The organism is Acinetobacter piscicola (assembly GCF_002233755.1).
GTDB classification, from domain to species: Bacteria; Pseudomonadota; Gammaproteobacteria; order Pseudomonadales; family Moraxellaceae; genus Acinetobacter; species Acinetobacter piscicola.
This window is the reverse complement of the sequence record NZ_NIFO01000039.1, coordinates 1-17,492: the sequence shown is the minus strand read 5'-3', so window position 1 is coordinate 17,492 and position 17,492 is coordinate 1. Positions and strand designations below refer to the sequence as shown.

Here is a 17,492-nt window from a genome sequence, read left to right as displayed (position 1 = left end):
AGCATACTTTTTGATACACCACCAACTTTTTTTTATTTATCATCTAATTAAATTTCTCAATAAAAAGTTCTTGGCTGAAACGCTATTTGTTTTAGAAAGTATAAAATCGATGGGATGTATTTTGAATTTAATCATTTCCCATGAATTATCGATTAATCACTAGGATATAATGAATTTAAATAATATTCTATTCTCGTGATTATTAATGATAAAAATAAGCACTTATCAGTGGTGATTTAGTATTTTAGTTATACTTTTTGACTATAAATTATAAAAAAGAGCACTTTAAGTGCTCTTTTTTGTCACACATATTGTACGGGCTTATTCCTTCACAAAAGTCACTGTACCATTTGCTAGTGATTCCACACGCGCCAATGATTCAACGCGATAGCCTTTTTCGAGTAACAAATCACGACCAGGTTGGAATGATTTCTCAATCACAATACCGATACCCACGACTTCTGCTTCGGCTTGATGAATTAAATCAGCTAAACCTAAAGCCGCTTGACCATTTGCCAAGAAATCATCTATCACCAAAACTTTATCGCTTTGGTTGATATGTTTTTTAGAAATCGCAATCGTACTTTCGATTTGTTTCGTGAAAGAGAATACTTTTGAACGATATAAATCATCTTTTAAAGTTAAAGATTGATATTTACGAGCAAAAATAACAGGGACACCAAGCTCTAAACCAGCCATGACCGCAGGTGCTATACCTGATGCTTCAATTGTAATGATTTTGGTAATGCCTGCGTCTTTAAAAAGACGTGCAAACTCTTGACCAATCAGTTGCATCATAACAGGGTCAATTTGGTGGTTTAGAAAAGAATCGACTTTCAGAACTTGTTCAGATAGAACGATACCTTCAGCTAAGATTTTCTGTTCTAGTGCGTGCACAGGGAGAATCCTCTAGGAGCAAGGTGCTTTTTCAAGCAAAAGCGTATTTTAAAAAGCACCCAAAAAAATGCAAGCTGAAATTAACTAAAAGGTAAAAAAACTCTTATTTTTTGTAACTTGTTAAGGTTAAGTTATAAGAAGTTTTCCCATCGACATGTGACATCTTCACAGGTAAGTAGTCTAATTGTGGTGCCAACCAAAATATTGAGCTTTTTTCACCATTGTCATGGGTTAATACAACTTTAACGGTATTGTAAGTTCCTGCCGCCGTTTTAATCTTTTCAGTCCCTTGTTTTACAAAACGACGTGAATCCAAACCTTTGGCATCTGCAATTAAATAACTTGATTTCAGTCCTGAACCTTTTAAGTCTTCACGAACTTGTAATTCAGCATTTAACTCGTCCAATGCACCCGCTTTCCAAGCAAAAGAACGTGGTTGATCTTTTTTCTTGGTATTAATGGTTTTAGTGTTTGGATTAAAGTTAATCGTCATCGTATCGTTATGTACCAAAACTTTACTGGTGCGACTAAAGCTATTTGAATTGATTTGCCCATTGTTAAAGCTAAAACGACTGGTTTCGCTTGCAGACGCGATTGCTGCGGCTTTTGCTGCAAAAACATATGTCCAGTTGTTGCCATTTTGACTCAAAGTACGTGTAGCTGAACCTAAGTTTTTGCCATTATAGGCAAATTGATAACTGGCTTGGAACGGACTCATGGCAAGTGCATGAGTTGAAAATGCAGCGAATAAAAGAACACTTGAAATACTTGTCGTGATGCTTAACGTTTTTGAAAATATTTTTGCCATAATTAAATGTCCTATACATTTAAAAAAGTATCATTTATCTGTTGTGCTCATTATGCAACTCAATTGAGAATAAAATAGCAAATTTCTCGTTCAAACTGTGTATTTATGTATAAATATTGAGAGCAATCCTTTGAAATTTAGGTATTACTTTTTCTGTTCTATTGGTGTCACTTCACCTTCAATATAATCATCGGCATCATCATTCCAATCATCTACACGGTTTTCTCTAAATTTACTGAGTAAGGCGGCAAGATTGACATTACCTAAAACGATTAATTCGGTTTCACGTAACTCAGCATGATTAACATGAACTTTCGTTAATGTGTCGATGATTGAACGACTTTTACCTAGCCAACGATTTAAATCGAGATGTAATAATTCATCTTTTACAGTGATGACATTAAATTTTTCTAAGATCATTCCTAAAGGATCTTTCTTAAGCACTTTTTGATAGAAGAACAGACCACACGTTACTCCCATTTTATATCCAATATTTGGATAACTTGCTTCTATGACTTGAGTGTCACTGATTTGTTCAAAAACAATAAGCTGCATATCTTTGTTCAGTTCCATCTGTATCAATTTTAAATCGACAGAAAGTACTAATTGCATGCCTTTGACATCAATCGTTGCGTATAACCTGAGCCAATCATCATGTAAATCGGCATGTAAATCTTTTAAAATTTTGACATTATCAGTGACATAACGCTTAAATGTGGCGTTTAGGAAGACTTGAGACACGGGAAATTCACGCTCTTCTTCTATAAAACCTTCAGCTTTTTGGTATACTTGTCGAATTCGTTTGGCAATGTTAGAAAGCAGCGTCGGCATAAGTATTGTCCCAAATCATCATCATTTTAAGGCGATAAACTTGTCGATTATTAAAAGAAAGCAAGTCTAACGATTGCAGTTTAACAAAAAACATTGCACCATTTTGAACGGTTTGAAATTAGGTTGTATCTTTCATTAAGTCTGTCACATTATTTGTGCTAAATGTAAGAATAACCTAATTAAATTAATTTTAAATTTGGCGATTGGGGAATTTTGTCGGATTAATGTCATGATAAAAAAATTATTTGCCAATACAAAGCATTTTGAATATTGGTGGCAAGATTCATTATTCATCGGAGCTGTGTCTACGGCTGTTATTGCACATGCATTGTTTTTATCTATGCAATTTGGCATGCCTCAGGAAAATGATACGGCGACAAAAGAAATAGCTGTTACATTGCGACCAAGTGTAGATAAAGTAAAAGAAGCTGACTTTTTAGCGCAAGCAGATCAACAAGGTTCTGGAACATTTCGAAAAGAACATCGTATGTCGAGCGACATGCCTGCACAATCTGAAGATCAAAGTGCGGGAGATCAACAACTTGAATCTTTGGAACAAATTCAACAAAAGCGTGAATTAAATTTTGAAGAAAAAGTGTTGATGACGGTTTTGAGTTGGCAAAAACAAGCTGAACAAAATGATCGTAAAAAGGCAATGGATGAAATGCAAAGTCAATTTCAAGCCAAAGCTGCGATGGTGGCTAGTTTAGAAGCGCAGTATTTACAAAAACAGCAAAATTTTAGTAAACAACAAAAAATCAAAACTTTAGATGGCATTCAAGCCAAACAAGATGCATCGGCAGGGTATTTGGATAAGTTCCGTGAAAAAGTAGAAATGTACGGTAACCGTTATTATCCCGATTTTGCGAAGCAACAACGTTTGTCTGGTGAAGTACGTTTGATGGTGATTTTAAACAATGAAGGCGGTATTCGCGCAATTCGGCTGATTGAAAGTTCAGGTCATAGCATCTTGGATGAAGCGGCAAAAAATTCTGTTCGTAAAGGTGCGCCGTTTGGACGCTTTGATTCTAAAATGAAGGACATTTCAGAATTACGTATTATCCGAACGTGGCGTTTTGACCCTGCTGAAGCTGAGTTTGAAGTGCGTTAAATGGGTATTGCAACATAAGTAAAAGTGAAATCATCCTCGACATTACCGCAAAAAAATTCAGTTTTGCTTTGGAAAAATATTGATGATAGATCCTCCATATTGCTTTGCAGCAGGTACTTTGGTTCATACGAATAAAGGTTTAGTTCCTATTGAGAAAATAAAAGTAGGAGATATGGTACTTTCCCGACATGAAAGTGGCGAGGGAGAACTAGCATATAAACGAGTAACTCAAATATTTATTACTGAAAATCAGCCAATTTGGGCAATTGAACTTTCAGGGAAATTAAAAAATTGTGATAGCTTTAAAGAGGAATTTTTATTTACTACGGCTAATCATCCATTTTGGACATTTGAAAATGTAAGTCGTGATGAACTTGATACTTCTAGTGGAAAATGGAAATCTGTATCAGATTTGGAGATGGGAAGCCCTTTATTAAGATATGATGGTGAGTTTGCTGGAATTTTTGATATTCGCCGTTTATATGAAACTACCGAGTTAAATAAAGCATTTTTAATGGTTTTTCCTGATTATGATGCAGGAATATTTTTAGATATAAATGCTTATAAAAACAATAAATTACTAGTGCCAAATTATTTGGAAGATGAATCTTTAGAGGTAGTGAATTGGGATGAAAATGAAGATCCAATTCCAGATGAATATTTAGCGGCAGTGTATAATTTTGAGGTGGAAGATTATCATACTTATTTTGTGGGTGAATTAGGGGTATGGGTACACAATACATGTAATCCTTAGGCAGAATATGAGGTAGCAGAGTATTTTGGTTTAAAATCTATGGATAAAAATGGATTAATGCCAACATTGTTCATTCATGGTAAATACCGTATGTGAGCCCTAAAGTTAGAGGTATAGTTTAAGTATTTGCACAGTTTAATTTACAGTCTCTAGGCTCACTCCGAATACGATTTTAAAACCTCACAAATCTCAACACTAAAACTATTATACCAACGCTGTTTACCCAGACGCTGAGCGACCTGATGTTCAGCATCTTTATGCCAAGCTTGAATATCTTCAAGTGAGTTCCAGTAAGAGAGCGCCACTTCAAAACTATTTTCAGAAACTGCTTCAAATTTTTGACAGTTAAACTCAGTTAAAGCTTTTTCACGTAATGTATTGGCTGTATCGAAATATTCTTGATCAAGAGATTTAATTTTTGCTTTGAAAATAACGACGTATTTCATGAGTTTTCTTTATCGGTGAATTGTATTTGATCTTATATTGAATAGTCCCATCTCATGAAGAAGGGACTATTCTTCATTAAATAAATCAGCTTTCTTTGATTGTATAAGGATTTTCAAATCCTAATTTTTTCAAAATCTGTATTTCCAAAGTTTCCATTTCTTCAGCATCTTCGTCAGATGTTTCATGGTCATAACCCATCAAATGTAAAGTACCATGTACTAGCATATGCGTGAAATGTTCAATCGGTGTCTTTTGCTGTTCAATGGCTTCTTGTAAAACTACGGGGATGCAAATCACCAAATCACCAATAGGTAAGGCATCCAACATTGGTAAAATTTCTTCTGGAATATCACTGGGAAAAGATAGCACATTGGTAGATTTATCTTTTTCACGATATTCAAGATTAAGCTTATGACTTTCATCATGATCGACACAAGCAATTCCGATTTCACAATCTTGATCGACATCGATATAACGTAAAGCCGTTTCAATGACTTTTTTCAAATAAGCACGTTTGAGCACCAATTCAGGTGCTTCAAACGATTGTTGTAACGAGAGGCTAAGTTTCAAAAACAGTCCTTAAACATTTTCCTGACTGTGGCTTGCTTGCTCAGTATGTTGAGCGTCAGCTGCCGAGTCATTTTCAGAAATTAAGGCTTCTTGACGTGCTTTACGTTCGGCACGTGCTTCAGCACTTAAACGGTATTGTTCACTGTCCCATCCTTCATAAGCTTCGACGATTTTCTGTACCAGCTGATGACGAACGACGTCACGAGAATGAAAGCGAGTGATGTGAATTTCTTTAATTTTGTCGATGACACGTAAAGCATGTGCCAGACCAGATTGTTGACCGCGAGGTAAATCAACCTGTGTGATATCACCTGTGATAACCGCACGAGATCCAAAACCTAAACGAGTAAGAAACATCTTCATTTGTTCAGGCGTAGTGTTCTGCGCTTCATCGAGAATGACAAAAGAGTGATTGAGGGTACGACCACGCATATAAGCAAGCGGTGCAACTTCAATCACTTGGCGTTCAATCAATTTTGCAACTTTTTCAAAACCTAACATTTCATATAAGGCATCATAAAGTGGGCGCAAATAAGGATCAATTTTTTGGCTTAAATCACCCGGTAAGAAACCAAGTTTTTCACCCGCTTCTACAGCAGGGCGTACCAAAAGAATTCTTTGAATTTCATTGCGTTCTAACATATCTACGGCAGCAGCAACTGCAAGATAGGTTTTACCCGTACCTGCAGGCCCGATACCGAAAGAAATGTCGCTTTGCAAAATGCGTTGCACATAACGCTTTTGGTTCGCACCACGTGGGTTAATGCGGCCTTTACGCGTTTGTAGCCAAACTTCGTCTAAGCCGGTGTGTTCATTATCAGAAAGGTCTTGTTGTAATTCACGGTCAGTCTGGCTGCCTTGAATCATCAAATGAATGGTATCTGCACTAATTTGCTGAGAGAGTTCAGTTTCAGCATATAAACGCTGTAGTAAACTCTCTGCTCTTTCTACATTTTCTAAATCACCATCGAGATAGAAACTATCTCCACGGTGAGAAATACTGATATCTAAACGTTGTTCTATTTGTTTCAGATGACCATTATAAGCACCTAACATGCTTTTTAAACGCTCAACTGAAATGCCTGGAAAAGCTACTGTACGTCGAATCGCTGTAGTCAAGAGATATCCTTCTTTGAAGTTAGTCTATCCCCTTACATTACGCCACGTCAGGTTCAAGATTCAAGAGTTCTCCATAAACTAAATTTAAGGTCTTAATCTCTGTAACCTCAATCTCTGCAAAGCGTCCGACCCAAGAAGCATCACCTACAAATGTTACTAAACGTGTATTGTCAGCGGTACCGACCAATAAATTAGGATCTTTGTTGGAAACATTTTCAACCAAGACACGTTGGATCGTTCCCAACATTGCATCTGTTTTGCGAATACTTGATTGCTTAATCCAATGTTGTACTTTGGCTAAACGTTGTTTTTTTACTTCATCCGTTGTGTCATCTGGTAGATCAGATGCTGGTGTGCCCGGACGTTTTGAGTAAACAAAACTATATGAATGGTCAAAGTCTAAATCTTGGATAAATTGATAAGTTTCTTCAAAATGTGCATCTGTTTCACCCGGGAAACCGATGATGAAGTCTGAAGATAAATGCATATCTGGACGAACTTGACGAAGTTTTGTAATTTTTTCGATATAAACATCAATCGTATGATTACGTTTCATCGCTTGTAACACATCATTTGACCCACTTTGAACAGGCAAATGTAGGTGTGAAACCATTTGTGGTAAGTCACGATAGCATTGAATTAAATCATCATTAAATTCAAGTGGATGAGAGGTCGTATAACGTAAACGACCAATTCCCGGAATTTCTGCAACAAGACGTAATAAATCTGCAAAGGTACAAATTTCACCTTCAAAAGTTTCACCACGGTAGCCATTTACATTTTGACCTAAAAGCGAAATTTCACGAACGCCTTTTTCAGCTAAACCTGCAATTTCAGCCAAAACATCGTCCAATGGACGAGAAACTTCTTCACCACGGGTATAAGGTACAACGCAGAAAGAGCAATATTTTGAACAGCCTTCCATGATTGAAACAAAAGCTTTATAACCTTCGACACGTGGTTCAGGTAAAAAGTCGAATTTTTCAATATCTGGGAAAGAAATATCAACCAGTTTAATTTTATCTTTTTTCGGTTTTTCAAGTTGATCGACATGCTGATCAAGCATTTGTGGTAAACGGTGCAAAGTTTGTGGACCAAAAACCATATCGACATAAGGCGCGCGTTTTTGAATGTTGTCACCTTCTTGAGAGGCAACACAACCACCGACACCAATCACCAGATCGGGATTTTTTTCTTTCAGTTTGCGCCAACGGCCCAATTCAGAAAATACTTTTTCTTGCGCTTTTTCACGGATCGAACAGGTATTCATTAGTAAAATATCAGCGTCGCTTGGATCCGCTGTAAGTACATAACCGTGTGAGTCGCCTAAAAGATCTGCCATACGATGACTGTCGTACTCATTCATCTGACACCCTTGCGTTTCGATATACAGTTTTTTAACTGTACCGTCGACTGGGGTGTGCTGTGGCTGGGTTACAGTGTTTTCTGAGGCAGCTTTGGCACCATTGGGAATGAAGGTTTGAACCGTCATGGAGGCGTCTATCCTATAACTGAAATAAGGGAATTCTATATTTAAGAGCCCGTTGTTTTATTGGACTCATAAATGGCGCACCATTTTACAGTATTTCACACAAACTCAGGAGAAATATTTATTTGGATTGTTTTGTCTTTGAAAATTATCAATAAAAAATGTGAAAGAATATTGATGATGAATCATAAGGTTACATAACACAACAGTAGAAATGGATTAGAATACTTAAACTAAGCACAAATAAGTGCATCAGCTAGTTAAAGGCAAGTCATGCAGGTTGAGAGAAAAACGGTGTTAAAGCAACAATTTAAGCAAAATAAATTCAAGATTTACCTTGCAGGGATCATGGCGTGTACAGGTTTGCAAATTGCTAATGCAGCAGAAGAGCAATTTAATGATGCTTTGCGCAGCGCAAATGATCCAATGGCTTTGGAACAATATCGTAGTGCTATGCAAAATGATGCATTGGGTTATTACCCTGAATATTGGTCGCTTAACGCCAATCTCGCTTTCCAGCCTTCAGCAAATATTGTCAATTTTGCTCAGCGTTATCCGCAATCCGCTATGGCAGAAAAACTTGCTGCTGATTATGTTGAAGAAAAAGTAAAACAAGCCGATTTCGCTAGTGCACAACCTGTATTGCAATATGTAAGTAATGCCGATCAAGCAGAAAACTGTGCGATTGCACAAGTGCGTGCAAAAACAGGCGATGTATTGGTTTTTGCAGAATTTAAAGATGTATGGTTGGCAACCAATGCACAACCAGAATCTTGTAATGGGTTAGGTCGCATGATGTTGTCTAGCCCACTCATGACCACACAAGATCGCCAGCAACGTTTGTATGCACAATTGAGGGCTGGTCAGTCAGGGCAGGCAATAGCCACGGCACAAACCATAGGGATGAATTTATCACTGGCTCAGCTTAATCAAATTCAAGCCAATCCGTTGAATTATTTATGGTCAGCACCGAAAACCAATGTGTCAGATTATGCTTATTTGGTCTATGCATTGGGGCGTGCGGCTGATACTGATTTAACCAGTGCTTTGCAATCTGTACCTAAGTTGGTTCAGGATGTTCCTGCCGATGTACAAAAATATATTTACCGTACTGTGGGCTACATTGGTGGAACGACGGTGATGAAAAATAATTTTAATCGTGAAGTTTTACAAAATTTTGATGCGAGTTACGGTGTACCGTTTAGCGCAGAAGAAGTGGAAGTTTATGCACGACAAGCCATTCGTTTTGGGGCTTGGGAAAGTGTGATTCGTGCGATTGACAGTATGAGTGTGACGCAAAAGCAAGAAGACCGCTGGCAATATTGGTTAGCTCGTGCTTCGGAACAACGTAATGATCCACAATCGAAAAAAGTAGCTCGAGATATTTTTCAGCGTTTAGCGATGGCAGGCGATGATTATCATAATCTTTTGGCTAAAGATCATCTTGGACAGAAATATAATGAACGTCTTGCGAATGAACAACCTTCAAGTAGTGATCAGCAACGTTTAAATCAAGACATTCATTTCCGCCGTGCTTTTGCTTTACGCAATATTGATGCACCTGCGGTCTATACCAATCGTGAGTGGAATTGGGCGGTGCGTCAAGCCTACTTAAAACATGATGATGGTTTGTTACTTGCAGCTGCAAAACGTGCCACAGATATGGGTTGGTACGATCGTGCGATTTATGCAGCAGATCGTACTGAGAAGAAACACAATTATAGTTACCGTTATGCAACGCCACATCAGGCAATGGTCGTGAGTCATAGTCGTAATGCGGGGATAGATCCTGCATGGGCTTATGGTTTAATGCGTCAAGAAAGCCGTTTTGTCACTGCTGCGCGCTCACATGTCGGTGCGGGTGGTTTAATGCAAATTATGCCAGGTACTGCAAAGTTAGTCGCGCGACAAATGGGGGAAACCTATAACCCTGCTGCATTAAGTGATGCCAATACCAATATTCGTTATGGGACGTTTTATTTGTCGATGATTCATGGGCAATTAAGCAACAATCCTGTATTGGCGACAGCAGGTTATAACGCAGGCCCTAACCGTGCTAAACGTTGGCAGCCAGATTATCAAAACCTTTCAGCAGACCAATATACTGAATCCATTCCACTCAATGAAACACGTGACTATGTAAAAAATGTCATGACCAATGCTGCACATTATGGAATTTTATTGGGACAGGGACCTCAAGCGATTGAGAGCCGTATGCCAGTGATTCCGACTCGTGCAATGCAATAGTCAATAAATTTGAGCTTATAGAACTTTATTGGTAGATCAATGATTTTCAAACTTTTGCGTAAATTGAAAAAACAAGCAACAGCATGGGTTTTATGTTGTGCAGGTTTTTTTCTATTTAATTCTCAGTTGATCGCTGCTCCACAATTGCAAGGTTATGTGATGCAGGTGCAATTGACGCCTGCAAATTGTGCTTTGGATCCATCTAAACAAAAGCAGCGCAAATGTTTGGAAGGCTATTCATTAACCATCACAGGCTTATTACCAGAAACAACTGAGCGAAGCTGTAGTACCAATAGCTCTGCAAATCTATCTCCCTTACAGGCTAAAGTGGTTGCGAGAGTGATGCCTGAAGAAAATGCTCGAATTCAATTATGGCGCAGTATTGGTGATTGCGTACCGATGAATGCGAGTCAATATTTTAGGACAGTCATTAACTTAGCGGATAGATTAAAAGTTCCTGCTGACTTAACCAGCTCTGAAAATAAAAACGTGCAATATAATGTTCTGAAAAATCAATTTGTAAAATTAAATCCAGGTATGAATAACAATAGCATTCGTTTTACTTGTCAAAATTCGCCAAATAATCCCGTTTTGACAGAAATACAAGTGTGCTATCGAGTGAATGGTCAGTATAAACAATGTTCGAATCATATTGTTTCAAATTGCCCAAATACATTCTCAATTAAAGGAACTTATTAAGCTTTTTTATATATTTTATTTATATTTCCTATCATACTTTTGTTGAAATCCATTCTCTTTTACATGCAACAATGAAAAGATTGGAGTACAATCTTTGCCGTTATGATAATTCGATGAAAACGGATTTAACCGTTTAATCACATTAACGATCCTCACTTGGAGAGAATTACATGAAGCAACCTGTTCGCGTTGCCGTTACTGGCGCTGCTGGTCAAATCGGTTACAGCTTATTATTCCGTATCGCTAGCGGTGAAATGCTTGGTAAAGACCAACCCGTTATTTTGCAATTGTTAGAAGTTCCATTTGAGAAAGCTCAAGCTGCGCTTAAAGGCGTAATGATGGAATTAGATGACTGTGCTTTCCCATTATTGGCTGGCATGGTCGGTACTGATGATCCAAAAGTTGCATTTAAAGATGCTGACTACGCGTTATTGGTTGGTTCACGCCCACGTGGTCCTGGTATGGAACGTGGTGATTTGTTAAAAGTGAACGGTGAAATCTTCATTGGTCAAGGTCAAGCACTTAACGAAGTTGCTAGCCGTGATGTTAAAGTACTTGTTGTAGGTAACCCTGCAAATACAAATGCTTACATCGCAATGAAATCTGCTCCAGATCTTCCAGCGAAAAACTTTACTGCAATGTTACGTCTTGACCACAACCGTGCGTTGACTCAAATTGCTCAAAAAGCTGGTGTTGCTGTAGCAGACATCAAAAACATGACTGTTTGGGGTAACCATTCTCCAACAATGTATGCAGACTATCGTTTTGCAACAGTAAATGGCGAAAGCTTAAAAGACAAAATCAACGATGCTGACTGGAACGCTAACGTATTCCTTCCAACTGTTGGTAAACGTGGTGCTGCAATCATCGAAGCTCGTGGTCTTTCTTCTGCTGCTTCTGCTGCTAACGCTGCTATTGACCATATGCGTGATTGGGCGCTTGGTACAAATGGCGAGTGGGTAACAATGGGTATTCCTTCTGACGGTTCTTATGGTATTCCAGAAGGCGTGATGTACGGTGTTCCTGTAACTTGCGAAAATGGCGAGTACAAGCGTGTTGAAGGCTTAGAAATTGATGCATTCAGCCGTGAACGTATGGACAAAACACTTCAAGAACTTGAAGAAGAGCGCGCAGCTATTGCTGATATGCTTAAATAATTAAAAATTAATCTGCTTAAGATTAGTTTTGAAAAGCACTCCATTTGGGGTGCTTTTTTATTTGTAGACTAAAGCCAATCAACAAAAAAATAACAAGAATAAATCAAGAAACAGTTGGAAAATAAAAGAAATATCGATAATTTAAAATCTAATCCTAGGTATTGAAAATAAATAAGGTGAGGGAACCTAATGTTTGATGAACAACCGACTTTAGAACTTTTATTTGAACAATTGGGCTTGGATGCAGACCAAACATCTATCGATCATTTTGTCGCATCACATCAACTGCCTAAAGGGGTAATGATGCATCAAGCAGATTTTTGGAGTGAATCGCAGCGTGAATTTTTAAGTAGTCATTGGCAAAAAGATGATGAGTGGGCAATTGTTGTTGATAATTTAAATGAATTGCTGAGTCAAAATTTATAGAAAAATAAGTAATCAAATCGGTATTCAGTTTGTCTACCTTTTGATCACAAATTGAAACAACAAAAAATAGCCAAAGGGCTATTTTTTTTCGCGGTTTTCTTATAACTTATTTGCATAATGAATGACAATTATATTTATATGAGGAGTGCGCCATGCTCAGGACGAACAAACCATCCTTAGAATTATTATTTGCGCAGCTTGGCTTGGCCAATAGTCCAGCGGCAATTGAACTTTATGTGCGTACACACCAGCTTGCAGCCAATCAGAATTTACATGACGCATCATTTTGGAGCCGATCTCAACGAGACTTTTTGATCAGTCATTTAGTTCAAGATGATGATTGGGCAATTTGGATTGATGAATTAAACCAACAACTTCATATGGATGCATATAAGCTACAAATTGCTTAGATCTTTTCTGTTTTCCCAAGAGCAACAAAAAAAGATGGCTGTTAAAGCCATCTTTTCTATTGTGCGGTGCATTATCGTTTCAATAATGTAGTCTTGAAACGATTTGAACGACATAGCTTAAATCAATGCAATTTATTTTGAATGGCCTGAGTAAACCAAGTTTCATGTCGCACAGGACTAAAAGCTGGATGTTGTTGATATAACTCTAAGTCAAACTCATTAGACTTTACATATTTGCTTAACCAATGGCGAGTGAGCGCAAAATTTTGTCTGCTGACCGATGCATAAGCCAACATGAAATAAATGTCGCCATTCTCATGCTGTGTCATCGGTTTTAAAATCTGTTGAGTAATCAAAGCATAACGTGTTTCTTTCGTAAGTTCGAAAAAGATCATATAAGCTTTGGCTAAATGCAAAGATAACTTCACATAGAGAGGCATTGGCATTTCATCATATTCAATACGTGCTGTTTCAAGTAAAACAATCGCTTCTTGAAGAAAATGAATTTGTTCCTGTTTGGAGTTACTGAGCGTAACCAATTGCAAACGCAGGTCGCCACGCTCAAGCGCGAGTTCAGGCGTATTGTTTGACAAATACAATTGATCTGTTTCCCCAATACGCGAGATGATTTGTTTTGTATTTTCAAACATGTGCTGAATCCTCTTAATTTATAATCATATTATGCAGGCTATTTTCATAATTTAAAGGTTGAATTATTGATATTCAGCGTTGCAAAAATAAAGCTAGGCACATCCATATGATGAATCAACATTACAAAATAGCTTGATCGCTTCTGAGCCATGCTGTAATCGAAAGGCGTTGCTGTTTTGCTTGAATCACTTCATGTAATAAATCACTTTGAAACAGGGCGATGCGATTTGGCTTAGGTTGTATGGTGTGCCACAGATTATTTTTATCTTGTAAACGCAACTCACCACCCCAGTCATTCTGCCACTCTTCGTGTAGATAATAGACAGTAGAAAGCATGCGACCATTTTTATTTTGAGGATTATCACGATGCAGAGCGTAAAATTCCCCTGCGTTATAACATGCAAAATGGGCTTCTACATTTTTAATTCCGAGATAAAAATGACGATTTAAAAGTTGAGCAAGCTGTTTTAATGTATCGATATGATGCTGTGCAATATCTAAACCCTCATTGATCCATAAAATATGATCACTGCGAATATTACTCATTACACCATTTTGAATCGCGGCTTCGCGGAAGCGATTTAAATTAGAAGTACATTCATCAACCAATTGATGTACATAGTCATTTGAATAAGCATCATCAATTATAGCAAATCCATGTTGATCTAAATCATCTAAAATTTGATCAATATTCCATGACTTTGGGAGAGTTGGTGCTTCCATAATTTTCCAAAAAATGAGTGAATAAATCTTTGATCTATCTTAGAGCAAACGATGGACAGTGAAGAAATATTTTTTCGTGCTAAAATGTCCGTTGAACTCAGGAATTATTTGAAACATGAATTACCGTCACCATTTCCATGCAGGCAATTTTGCAGATGTCATGAAGCATGTGTTATTGCTACAACTTTTGACACGTTTAAATGCCAAAGACAAACCTTATCGCTATATAGATACACATGGTGGTGCGGGTAAATATGATTTATCAACCTCAGAAGCGCAAAAATCAGGTGAGTTTTTAACAGGTATTCACCGTTTGGTTAAACTCGATGATTCAATTAAACGCAATGCGCCTGAAGGTGTAAAACAATATCTTAAAGTTGTTGAAGATATGCGCGCAACTTCAGGTAAAGGTGCTTACCCAGGATCACCATGGTTTGCTTTGGAAGGTATGCGTGAAATAGATAAAGCAACTATTTTTGAAATGCAAGGTGATGTATTTCAACAGCTTTATTATAATATTCGAGACAAACGTGCAGGCTTGCATGAGCGTGATGCTTACGAAGGCTTACTTGGTGTCATTCCACCGAAAGAAAAACGTGGTTTGGTGATGATTGACCCACCATACGAAATGGAACGTAAAGATTTTCCACAGCTAGTTGAACTCATCGCAGCTGCACATAAGAAATGGTCAACGGGTGTTTTTGCGATTTGGTATCCAATTAAAGATCGTGCCATGATTGAACGTTTTGAAAAGAAAATGATCAAAACAGGAATTCGCCGTCAATTGGTCTGTGAAGTTTGTGTATGGCCAGATGATACGCCAGTAGGTTTAAATGGCTGTGGTTTATTGGTGATTAATCCACCTTGGAAGTTTTCTGAAGATGCAGATGAAGCACTGCAATGGTTATTCCCTCATTTACGTATGAGTGAAAATGGCGGGCATGCTGCAGTACGTTGGTTAGTTGGTGAATAATCTAAGTAGAAATTAATAGCTTAAAAGAGTGCTATTAATCATGTGAATTACAAAATTTAAATCTATTAAGTTGTGTAATTCACATTCATTTTATTTAGAAATAAACGCTGTAAATAATGAGTTAAAATATCAATAGCTCTTTACCGAGTCATAGATAGGATTCAAGAATGACAAATATAAATAAGCCTGAAAACCCGAACACTTCAGATCAAAATCATACTTTTGATGGTATTACTTTTGAGGTTGAAGAGGAAGAGCATACGCATGAAGGGCAAAAGGTAAAACGTCGGGGAATCTATTTGTGGCCGAACTTGATTACAACCTCTGCGTTGTTATCGGGCTTCTACTCGATTATTGCCAGTATGAATGGTGATTACGTTCAAGCGATTTATGCAATCTTTCTTGCAGCCTTATTTGATGGTTTAGATGGTCGTGTAGCACGAGCGATTGGCGCACAAAGTGCTTTTGGTGAACAGTTTGATTCATTATCAGACTTATTGGCATTTGGTGTCGCACCAGCAATATTAATGTATAGCTGGAGTTTGCATGATTTAGGTCGTATCGGTTTAGCTGCTTGTTTTGTTTATACTGCTTGTGCAGCTTTTCGTTTGGCACGTTTCAATGTGCAAATTGGTGTGGTTGATAAGCGTTATTTTATTGGTGTTGCAAGCCCTTTAGCTGCGATTATCATTATTGCTTGGATATGGGTTGGGCAAGATTTTCCATATATTTTTGATTTAAAAGATAAAGCAATTCAGGCTTTAAATGCTGCAACGATTGTTGCGATTGGTTTGTTGATGATTTCTAATATTAAATATTATTCATTTAAAACAGTTGATCGTAAGCGTGTTCCATTTTTTGTATTGCCAATTGCTGTATTTATTTTGGCAGCGATGACGTATAACATTCCTGTTGGTATTTTAGTGATTTCAATTATTTATGCGATTTCTGGCTTTGTAACAACATTTTTGGCAAGAAAAAATACAATGAGTGAATAGATAATAACTTTGTAAGAAGTTTAATAATAAAGATAGGTAAGGAGCTTGATATGAGATTGTTTCAAGATTTCTTAGATCAGTCTAAACAACTGAATCAAGCTCGAAAACCGATTGAACTTTTTTATCATCCGCCAAAAGATAAATATAAGATTATTCATCAAAAATTAGTGATAGCTAATTTACCTGCACCACTGCATTACCTCAATTTTTTTAGTTTGATTGGACAGCCCAATAACGCCGTATTCTGTAATCAAAGTGAAATCTCAACTTGTGCCTTAGATACAGTCACGACTTTAAGCAGCTCAAGCCCACACATGGTCGGGCAACTCAATGCATACTCAATCAAAAAGCAATGCAAATTTCAAATCGATCAAAATAACAATTTGGATTTTAAATTTGGTGATAAAGAACATATCTTTGGACAATTGCCACATTTTAAAATACAGCGTCAAGATAACGAGTTAAGCCTAGACTTAAATATAACAACAACACCCTTGTTCTCACACTTCGTGCACCTCAAATTTGGTTTTGCAGAACATTGGTCTTTAGTTGCACATTGCCAAGGACAGGTTACATATAAAGATCAGAAATTTGAAATTAAGCAGAATGGTGCATTTGAATACGCTCGATTGGTTAATTTCCCGTATTTGCCTTATGCCTTATATGTTTATCAATTGATTCAACTGACTGATGATCGGCAAATGATTTTGATGCACAGTCGTGATCAGCTCAATAACATTCTACATTCACGAATCTACATTCGAGATCTACAGAATAATGAATTGAGTATGTTAGATCATCGCGTATCTTTTAGAATTCATCGTGTATTTCCAAAAGTTAAAACAGTAAATCAGCAAGAAATGTATTTACCAAGAGAATTTGAATGGCAATATCAGGATGAAAATATTCAGATTGATATTCAAGCGCAAAGCCGAGGTGATTATAAATTTGGACTTGCTGCTGGATATGTTGGAAGTTTTAGCTATCAAGTAAACATAAATGAAGAGTGTTATGAAGGGGAGGGAGGGTATTGTGAATATATCGATTGCCGTCCTTTGAAGTGGCAAGAAATTGATAAAGACAATAAATTATTGAATAAAGCAGCCAATCCTGTACTTATTATGCTCAAAAAATAGAAAATATTGCTTGTTTTGCTGAATAAACAACCAAACGGCACACGAT

19 protein-coding genes are annotated in these 17,492 nt (G+C 37.3%); 10 read left to right on the top strand and 9 right to left on the bottom strand.

Annotated elements, in window-relative coordinates; translation table 11 throughout:
- Nucleotides 1–321: 321 nt before the first annotated feature.
- The 3 genes from CDA10_RS16165 to CDA10_RS16155 form a co-directional block, all read right to left on the bottom strand.
- The gene (locus CDA10_RS16165) at nucleotides 322–897 is read right to left on the bottom strand and encodes a xanthine phosphoribosyltransferase (protein WP_089606588.1); all 576 of its coding nucleotides are present in this window, start codon (nucleotides 895–897) and stop codon (nucleotides 322–324) included.
- Between the two features lie 103 nt (nucleotides 898–1,000).
- Entirely contained in the window at nucleotides 1,001–1,705 is a 705-nt protein-coding gene (locus tag CDA10_RS16160) for a DUF3108 domain-containing protein (protein WP_089606587.1), read from the bottom strand.
- 144 nt (nucleotides 1,706–1,849) lie between these two features.
- Nucleotides 1,850–2,536, bottom strand: a complete 687-nt coding sequence (locus CDA10_RS16155; RefSeq protein WP_089606586.1) for a hypothetical protein — start codon at nucleotides 2,534–2,536, stop codon at nucleotides 1,850–1,852.
- 229 nt (nucleotides 2,537–2,765) lie between these two features.
- On the opposite strand from CDA10_RS16155, the gene CDA10_RS16150 reads away from it, so the two are divergent.
- A complete protein-coding gene (locus tag CDA10_RS16150; protein WP_089606585.1) occupies nucleotides 2,766–3,647 on the top strand; it encodes an energy transducer TonB in 882 nt (293 codons plus the stop codon).
- Nucleotides 3,648–3,729: 82 nt separating this feature from the next.
- Nucleotides 3,730–4,401: a polymorphic toxin-type HINT domain-containing protein gene (locus tag CDA10_RS16145; protein WP_089606589.1), complete on the top strand. Its 672-nt coding sequence runs from the start codon at nucleotides 3,730–3,732 to the stop codon at nucleotides 4,399–4,401.
- Between the two features lie 155 nt (nucleotides 4,402–4,556).
- Here CDA10_RS16145 and CDA10_RS16140 read toward each other — a convergent pair whose 3' ends face one another.
- The 4 genes from CDA10_RS16140 to miaB all read right to left on the bottom strand — a co-directional run bounded on the left by CDA10_RS16140 (nucleotide 4,557) and on the right by miaB (nucleotide 8,029).
- The gene (locus tag CDA10_RS16140) at nucleotides 4,557–4,847 is read right to left on the bottom strand and encodes an antibiotic biosynthesis monooxygenase family protein (protein ID WP_089606584.1); all 291 of its coding nucleotides are present in this window, start codon (nucleotides 4,845–4,847) and stop codon (nucleotides 4,557–4,559) included.
- A gap of 85 nt (nucleotides 4,848–4,932) precedes the next feature.
- Nucleotides 4,933–5,418, bottom strand: a complete 486-nt coding sequence (gene ybeY / locus CDA10_RS16135) for an rRNA maturation RNase YbeY (protein ID WP_089606583.1) — start codon at nucleotides 5,416–5,418, stop codon at nucleotides 4,933–4,935.
- Between the two features lie 9 nt (nucleotides 5,419–5,427).
- Nucleotides 5,428–6,537 (bottom strand): PhoH family protein, encoded by a 1,110-nt coding sequence (locus CDA10_RS16130; protein ID WP_089606582.1) that lies wholly within the window; start codon nucleotides 6,535–6,537, stop codon nucleotides 5,428–5,430.
- Between the two features lie 37 nt (nucleotides 6,538–6,574).
- Complete coding sequence (miaB, locus tag CDA10_RS16125; RefSeq protein WP_089606581.1) at nucleotides 6,575–8,029, bottom strand: tRNA (N6-isopentenyl adenosine(37)-C2)-methylthiotransferase MiaB; 1,455 nt, start codon at nucleotides 8,027–8,029, stop codon at nucleotides 6,575–6,577.
- 345 nt (nucleotides 8,030–8,374) lie between these two features.
- Between miaB and CDA10_RS16120 the strand changes: the two genes are divergently transcribed.
- The 5 genes from CDA10_RS16120 (at nucleotide 8,375) to CDA10_RS16100 (ending at nucleotide 12,965) form a co-directional block, all read left to right on the top strand.
- A complete protein-coding gene (locus tag CDA10_RS16120; RefSeq protein ID WP_407640383.1) occupies nucleotides 8,375–10,273 on the top strand; it encodes a lytic transglycosylase domain-containing protein in 1,899 nt (632 codons plus the stop codon).
- Nucleotides 10,274–10,312: 39 nt separating this feature from the next.
- Nucleotides 10,313–10,972: a ribonuclease T2 family protein gene (locus tag CDA10_RS16115; RefSeq protein WP_089606579.1), complete on the top strand. Its 660-nt coding sequence runs from the start codon at nucleotides 10,313–10,315 to the stop codon at nucleotides 10,970–10,972.
- Between the two features lie 170 nt (nucleotides 10,973–11,142).
- A complete protein-coding gene (locus tag CDA10_RS16110) occupies nucleotides 11,143–12,129 on the top strand; it encodes a malate dehydrogenase (RefSeq protein WP_089606578.1) in 987 nt (328 codons plus the stop codon).
- Nucleotides 12,130–12,318: 189 nt separating this feature from the next.
- Nucleotides 12,319–12,555, top strand: coding sequence for a DUF2789 family protein (locus tag CDA10_RS16105; protein WP_089606577.1), 237 nt, complete (start codon nucleotides 12,319–12,321; stop codon nucleotides 12,553–12,555).
- A gap of 152 nt (nucleotides 12,556–12,707) precedes the next feature.
- Nucleotides 12,708–12,965 (top strand): DUF2789 family protein, encoded by a 258-nt coding sequence (locus CDA10_RS16100; protein WP_089606576.1) that lies wholly within the window; start codon nucleotides 12,708–12,710, stop codon nucleotides 12,963–12,965.
- A 122-nt stretch (nucleotides 12,966–13,087) separates the two neighbouring features.
- Here CDA10_RS16100 and CDA10_RS16095 read toward each other — a convergent pair whose 3' ends face one another.
- On the bottom strand, nucleotides 13,088–13,615 hold the full coding sequence (locus CDA10_RS16095; RefSeq protein WP_089606575.1) for a hypothetical protein: 528 nt from the start codon (nucleotides 13,613–13,615) through the stop codon (nucleotides 13,088–13,090).
- Between the two features lie 121 nt (nucleotides 13,616–13,736).
- Nucleotides 13,737–14,339 carry a 2OG-Fe(II) oxygenase gene (locus CDA10_RS16090; protein WP_089606574.1) on the bottom strand — a complete coding sequence of 201 codons (603 nt, stop codon included), beginning with the start codon at nucleotides 14,337–14,339 and terminating at the stop codon, nucleotides 13,737–13,739.
- Between the two features lie 115 nt (nucleotides 14,340–14,454).
- Here CDA10_RS16090 and CDA10_RS16085 point away from each other — a divergent pair, with 115 nt between their 5' ends.
- From CDA10_RS16085 to CDA10_RS16075, 3 genes are all read left to right on the top strand, one after another.
- Nucleotides 14,455–15,312 carry a 23S rRNA (adenine(2030)-N(6))-methyltransferase RlmJ gene (locus CDA10_RS16085; RefSeq protein ID WP_089606573.1) on the top strand — a complete coding sequence of 286 codons (858 nt, stop codon included), beginning with the start codon at nucleotides 14,455–14,457 and terminating at the stop codon, nucleotides 15,310–15,312.
- A 167-nt stretch (nucleotides 15,313–15,479) separates the two neighbouring features.
- Nucleotides 15,480–16,310 (top strand): CDP-diacylglycerol--serine O-phosphatidyltransferase, encoded by an 831-nt coding sequence (gene pssA, locus CDA10_RS16080; RefSeq protein ID WP_089606572.1) that lies wholly within the window; start codon nucleotides 15,480–15,482, stop codon nucleotides 16,308–16,310.
- 50 nt (nucleotides 16,311–16,360) lie between these two features.
- Nucleotides 16,361–17,446 carry a DUF6670 family protein gene (locus tag CDA10_RS16075; protein WP_089606571.1) on the top strand — a complete coding sequence of 362 codons (1,086 nt, stop codon included), beginning with the start codon at nucleotides 16,361–16,363 and terminating at the stop codon, nucleotides 17,444–17,446.
- Nucleotides 17,447–17,492: the final 46 nt, after the last annotated feature.

What these genes read in the sequence shown, in the direction of transcription:
- CDA10_RS16160 (WP_089606587.1), bottom strand. Translation starts at nt 1,705, where the DNA reads ATGGCAAAAATATTTTCAAAAACGTTAAGCATCACGACAAGTATTTCA.
- CDA10_RS16155 (WP_089606586.1), bottom strand. Translation starts at nt 2,536, where the DNA reads ATGCCGACGCTGCTTTCTAACATTGCCAAACGAATTCGACAAGTATAC.
- CDA10_RS16150 (WP_089606585.1), top strand. Translation starts at nt 2,766, where the DNA reads ATGATAAAAAAATTATTTGCCAATACAAAGCATTTTGAATATTGGTGG.
- CDA10_RS16145 (WP_089606589.1), top strand. Translation starts at nt 3,730, where the DNA reads ATGATAGATCCTCCATATTGCTTTGCAGCAGGTACTTTGGTTCATACG.
- CDA10_RS16140 (WP_089606584.1), bottom strand. Translation starts at nt 4,847, where the DNA reads ATGAAATACGTCGTTATTTTCAAAGCAAAAATTAAATCTCTTGATCAA.
- miaB (WP_089606581.1), bottom strand. Translation starts at nt 8,029, where the DNA reads ATGACGGTTCAAACCTTCATTCCCAATGGTGCCAAAGCTGCCTCAGAA.
- CDA10_RS16120 (WP_407640383.1), top strand. Translation starts at nt 8,375, where the DNA reads ATGGCGTGTACAGGTTTGCAAATTGCTAATGCAGCAGAAGAGCAATTT.
- CDA10_RS16115 (WP_089606579.1), top strand. Translation starts at nt 10,313, where the DNA reads ATGATTTTCAAACTTTTGCGTAAATTGAAAAAACAAGCAACAGCATGG.
- CDA10_RS16110 (WP_089606578.1), top strand. Translation starts at nt 11,143, where the DNA reads ATGAAGCAACCTGTTCGCGTTGCCGTTACTGGCGCTGCTGGTCAAATC.
- CDA10_RS16105 (WP_089606577.1), top strand. Translation starts at nt 12,319, where the DNA reads ATGTTTGATGAACAACCGACTTTAGAACTTTTATTTGAACAATTGGGC.
- CDA10_RS16100 (WP_089606576.1), top strand. Translation starts at nt 12,708, where the DNA reads ATGCTCAGGACGAACAAACCATCCTTAGAATTATTATTTGCGCAGCTT.
- CDA10_RS16095 (WP_089606575.1), bottom strand. Translation starts at nt 13,615, where the DNA reads ATGTTTGAAAATACAAAACAAATCATCTCGCGTATTGGGGAAACAGAT.
- CDA10_RS16090 (WP_089606574.1), bottom strand. Translation starts at nt 14,339, where the DNA reads ATGGAAGCACCAACTCTCCCAAAGTCATGGAATATTGATCAAATTTTA.
- CDA10_RS16085 (WP_089606573.1), top strand. Translation starts at nt 14,455, where the DNA reads ATGAATTACCGTCACCATTTCCATGCAGGCAATTTTGCAGATGTCATG.
- pssA (WP_089606572.1), top strand. Translation starts at nt 15,480, where the DNA reads ATGACAAATATAAATAAGCCTGAAAACCCGAACACTTCAGATCAAAAT.
- CDA10_RS16075 (WP_089606571.1), top strand. Translation starts at nt 16,361, where the DNA reads ATGAGATTGTTTCAAGATTTCTTAGATCAGTCTAAACAACTGAATCAA.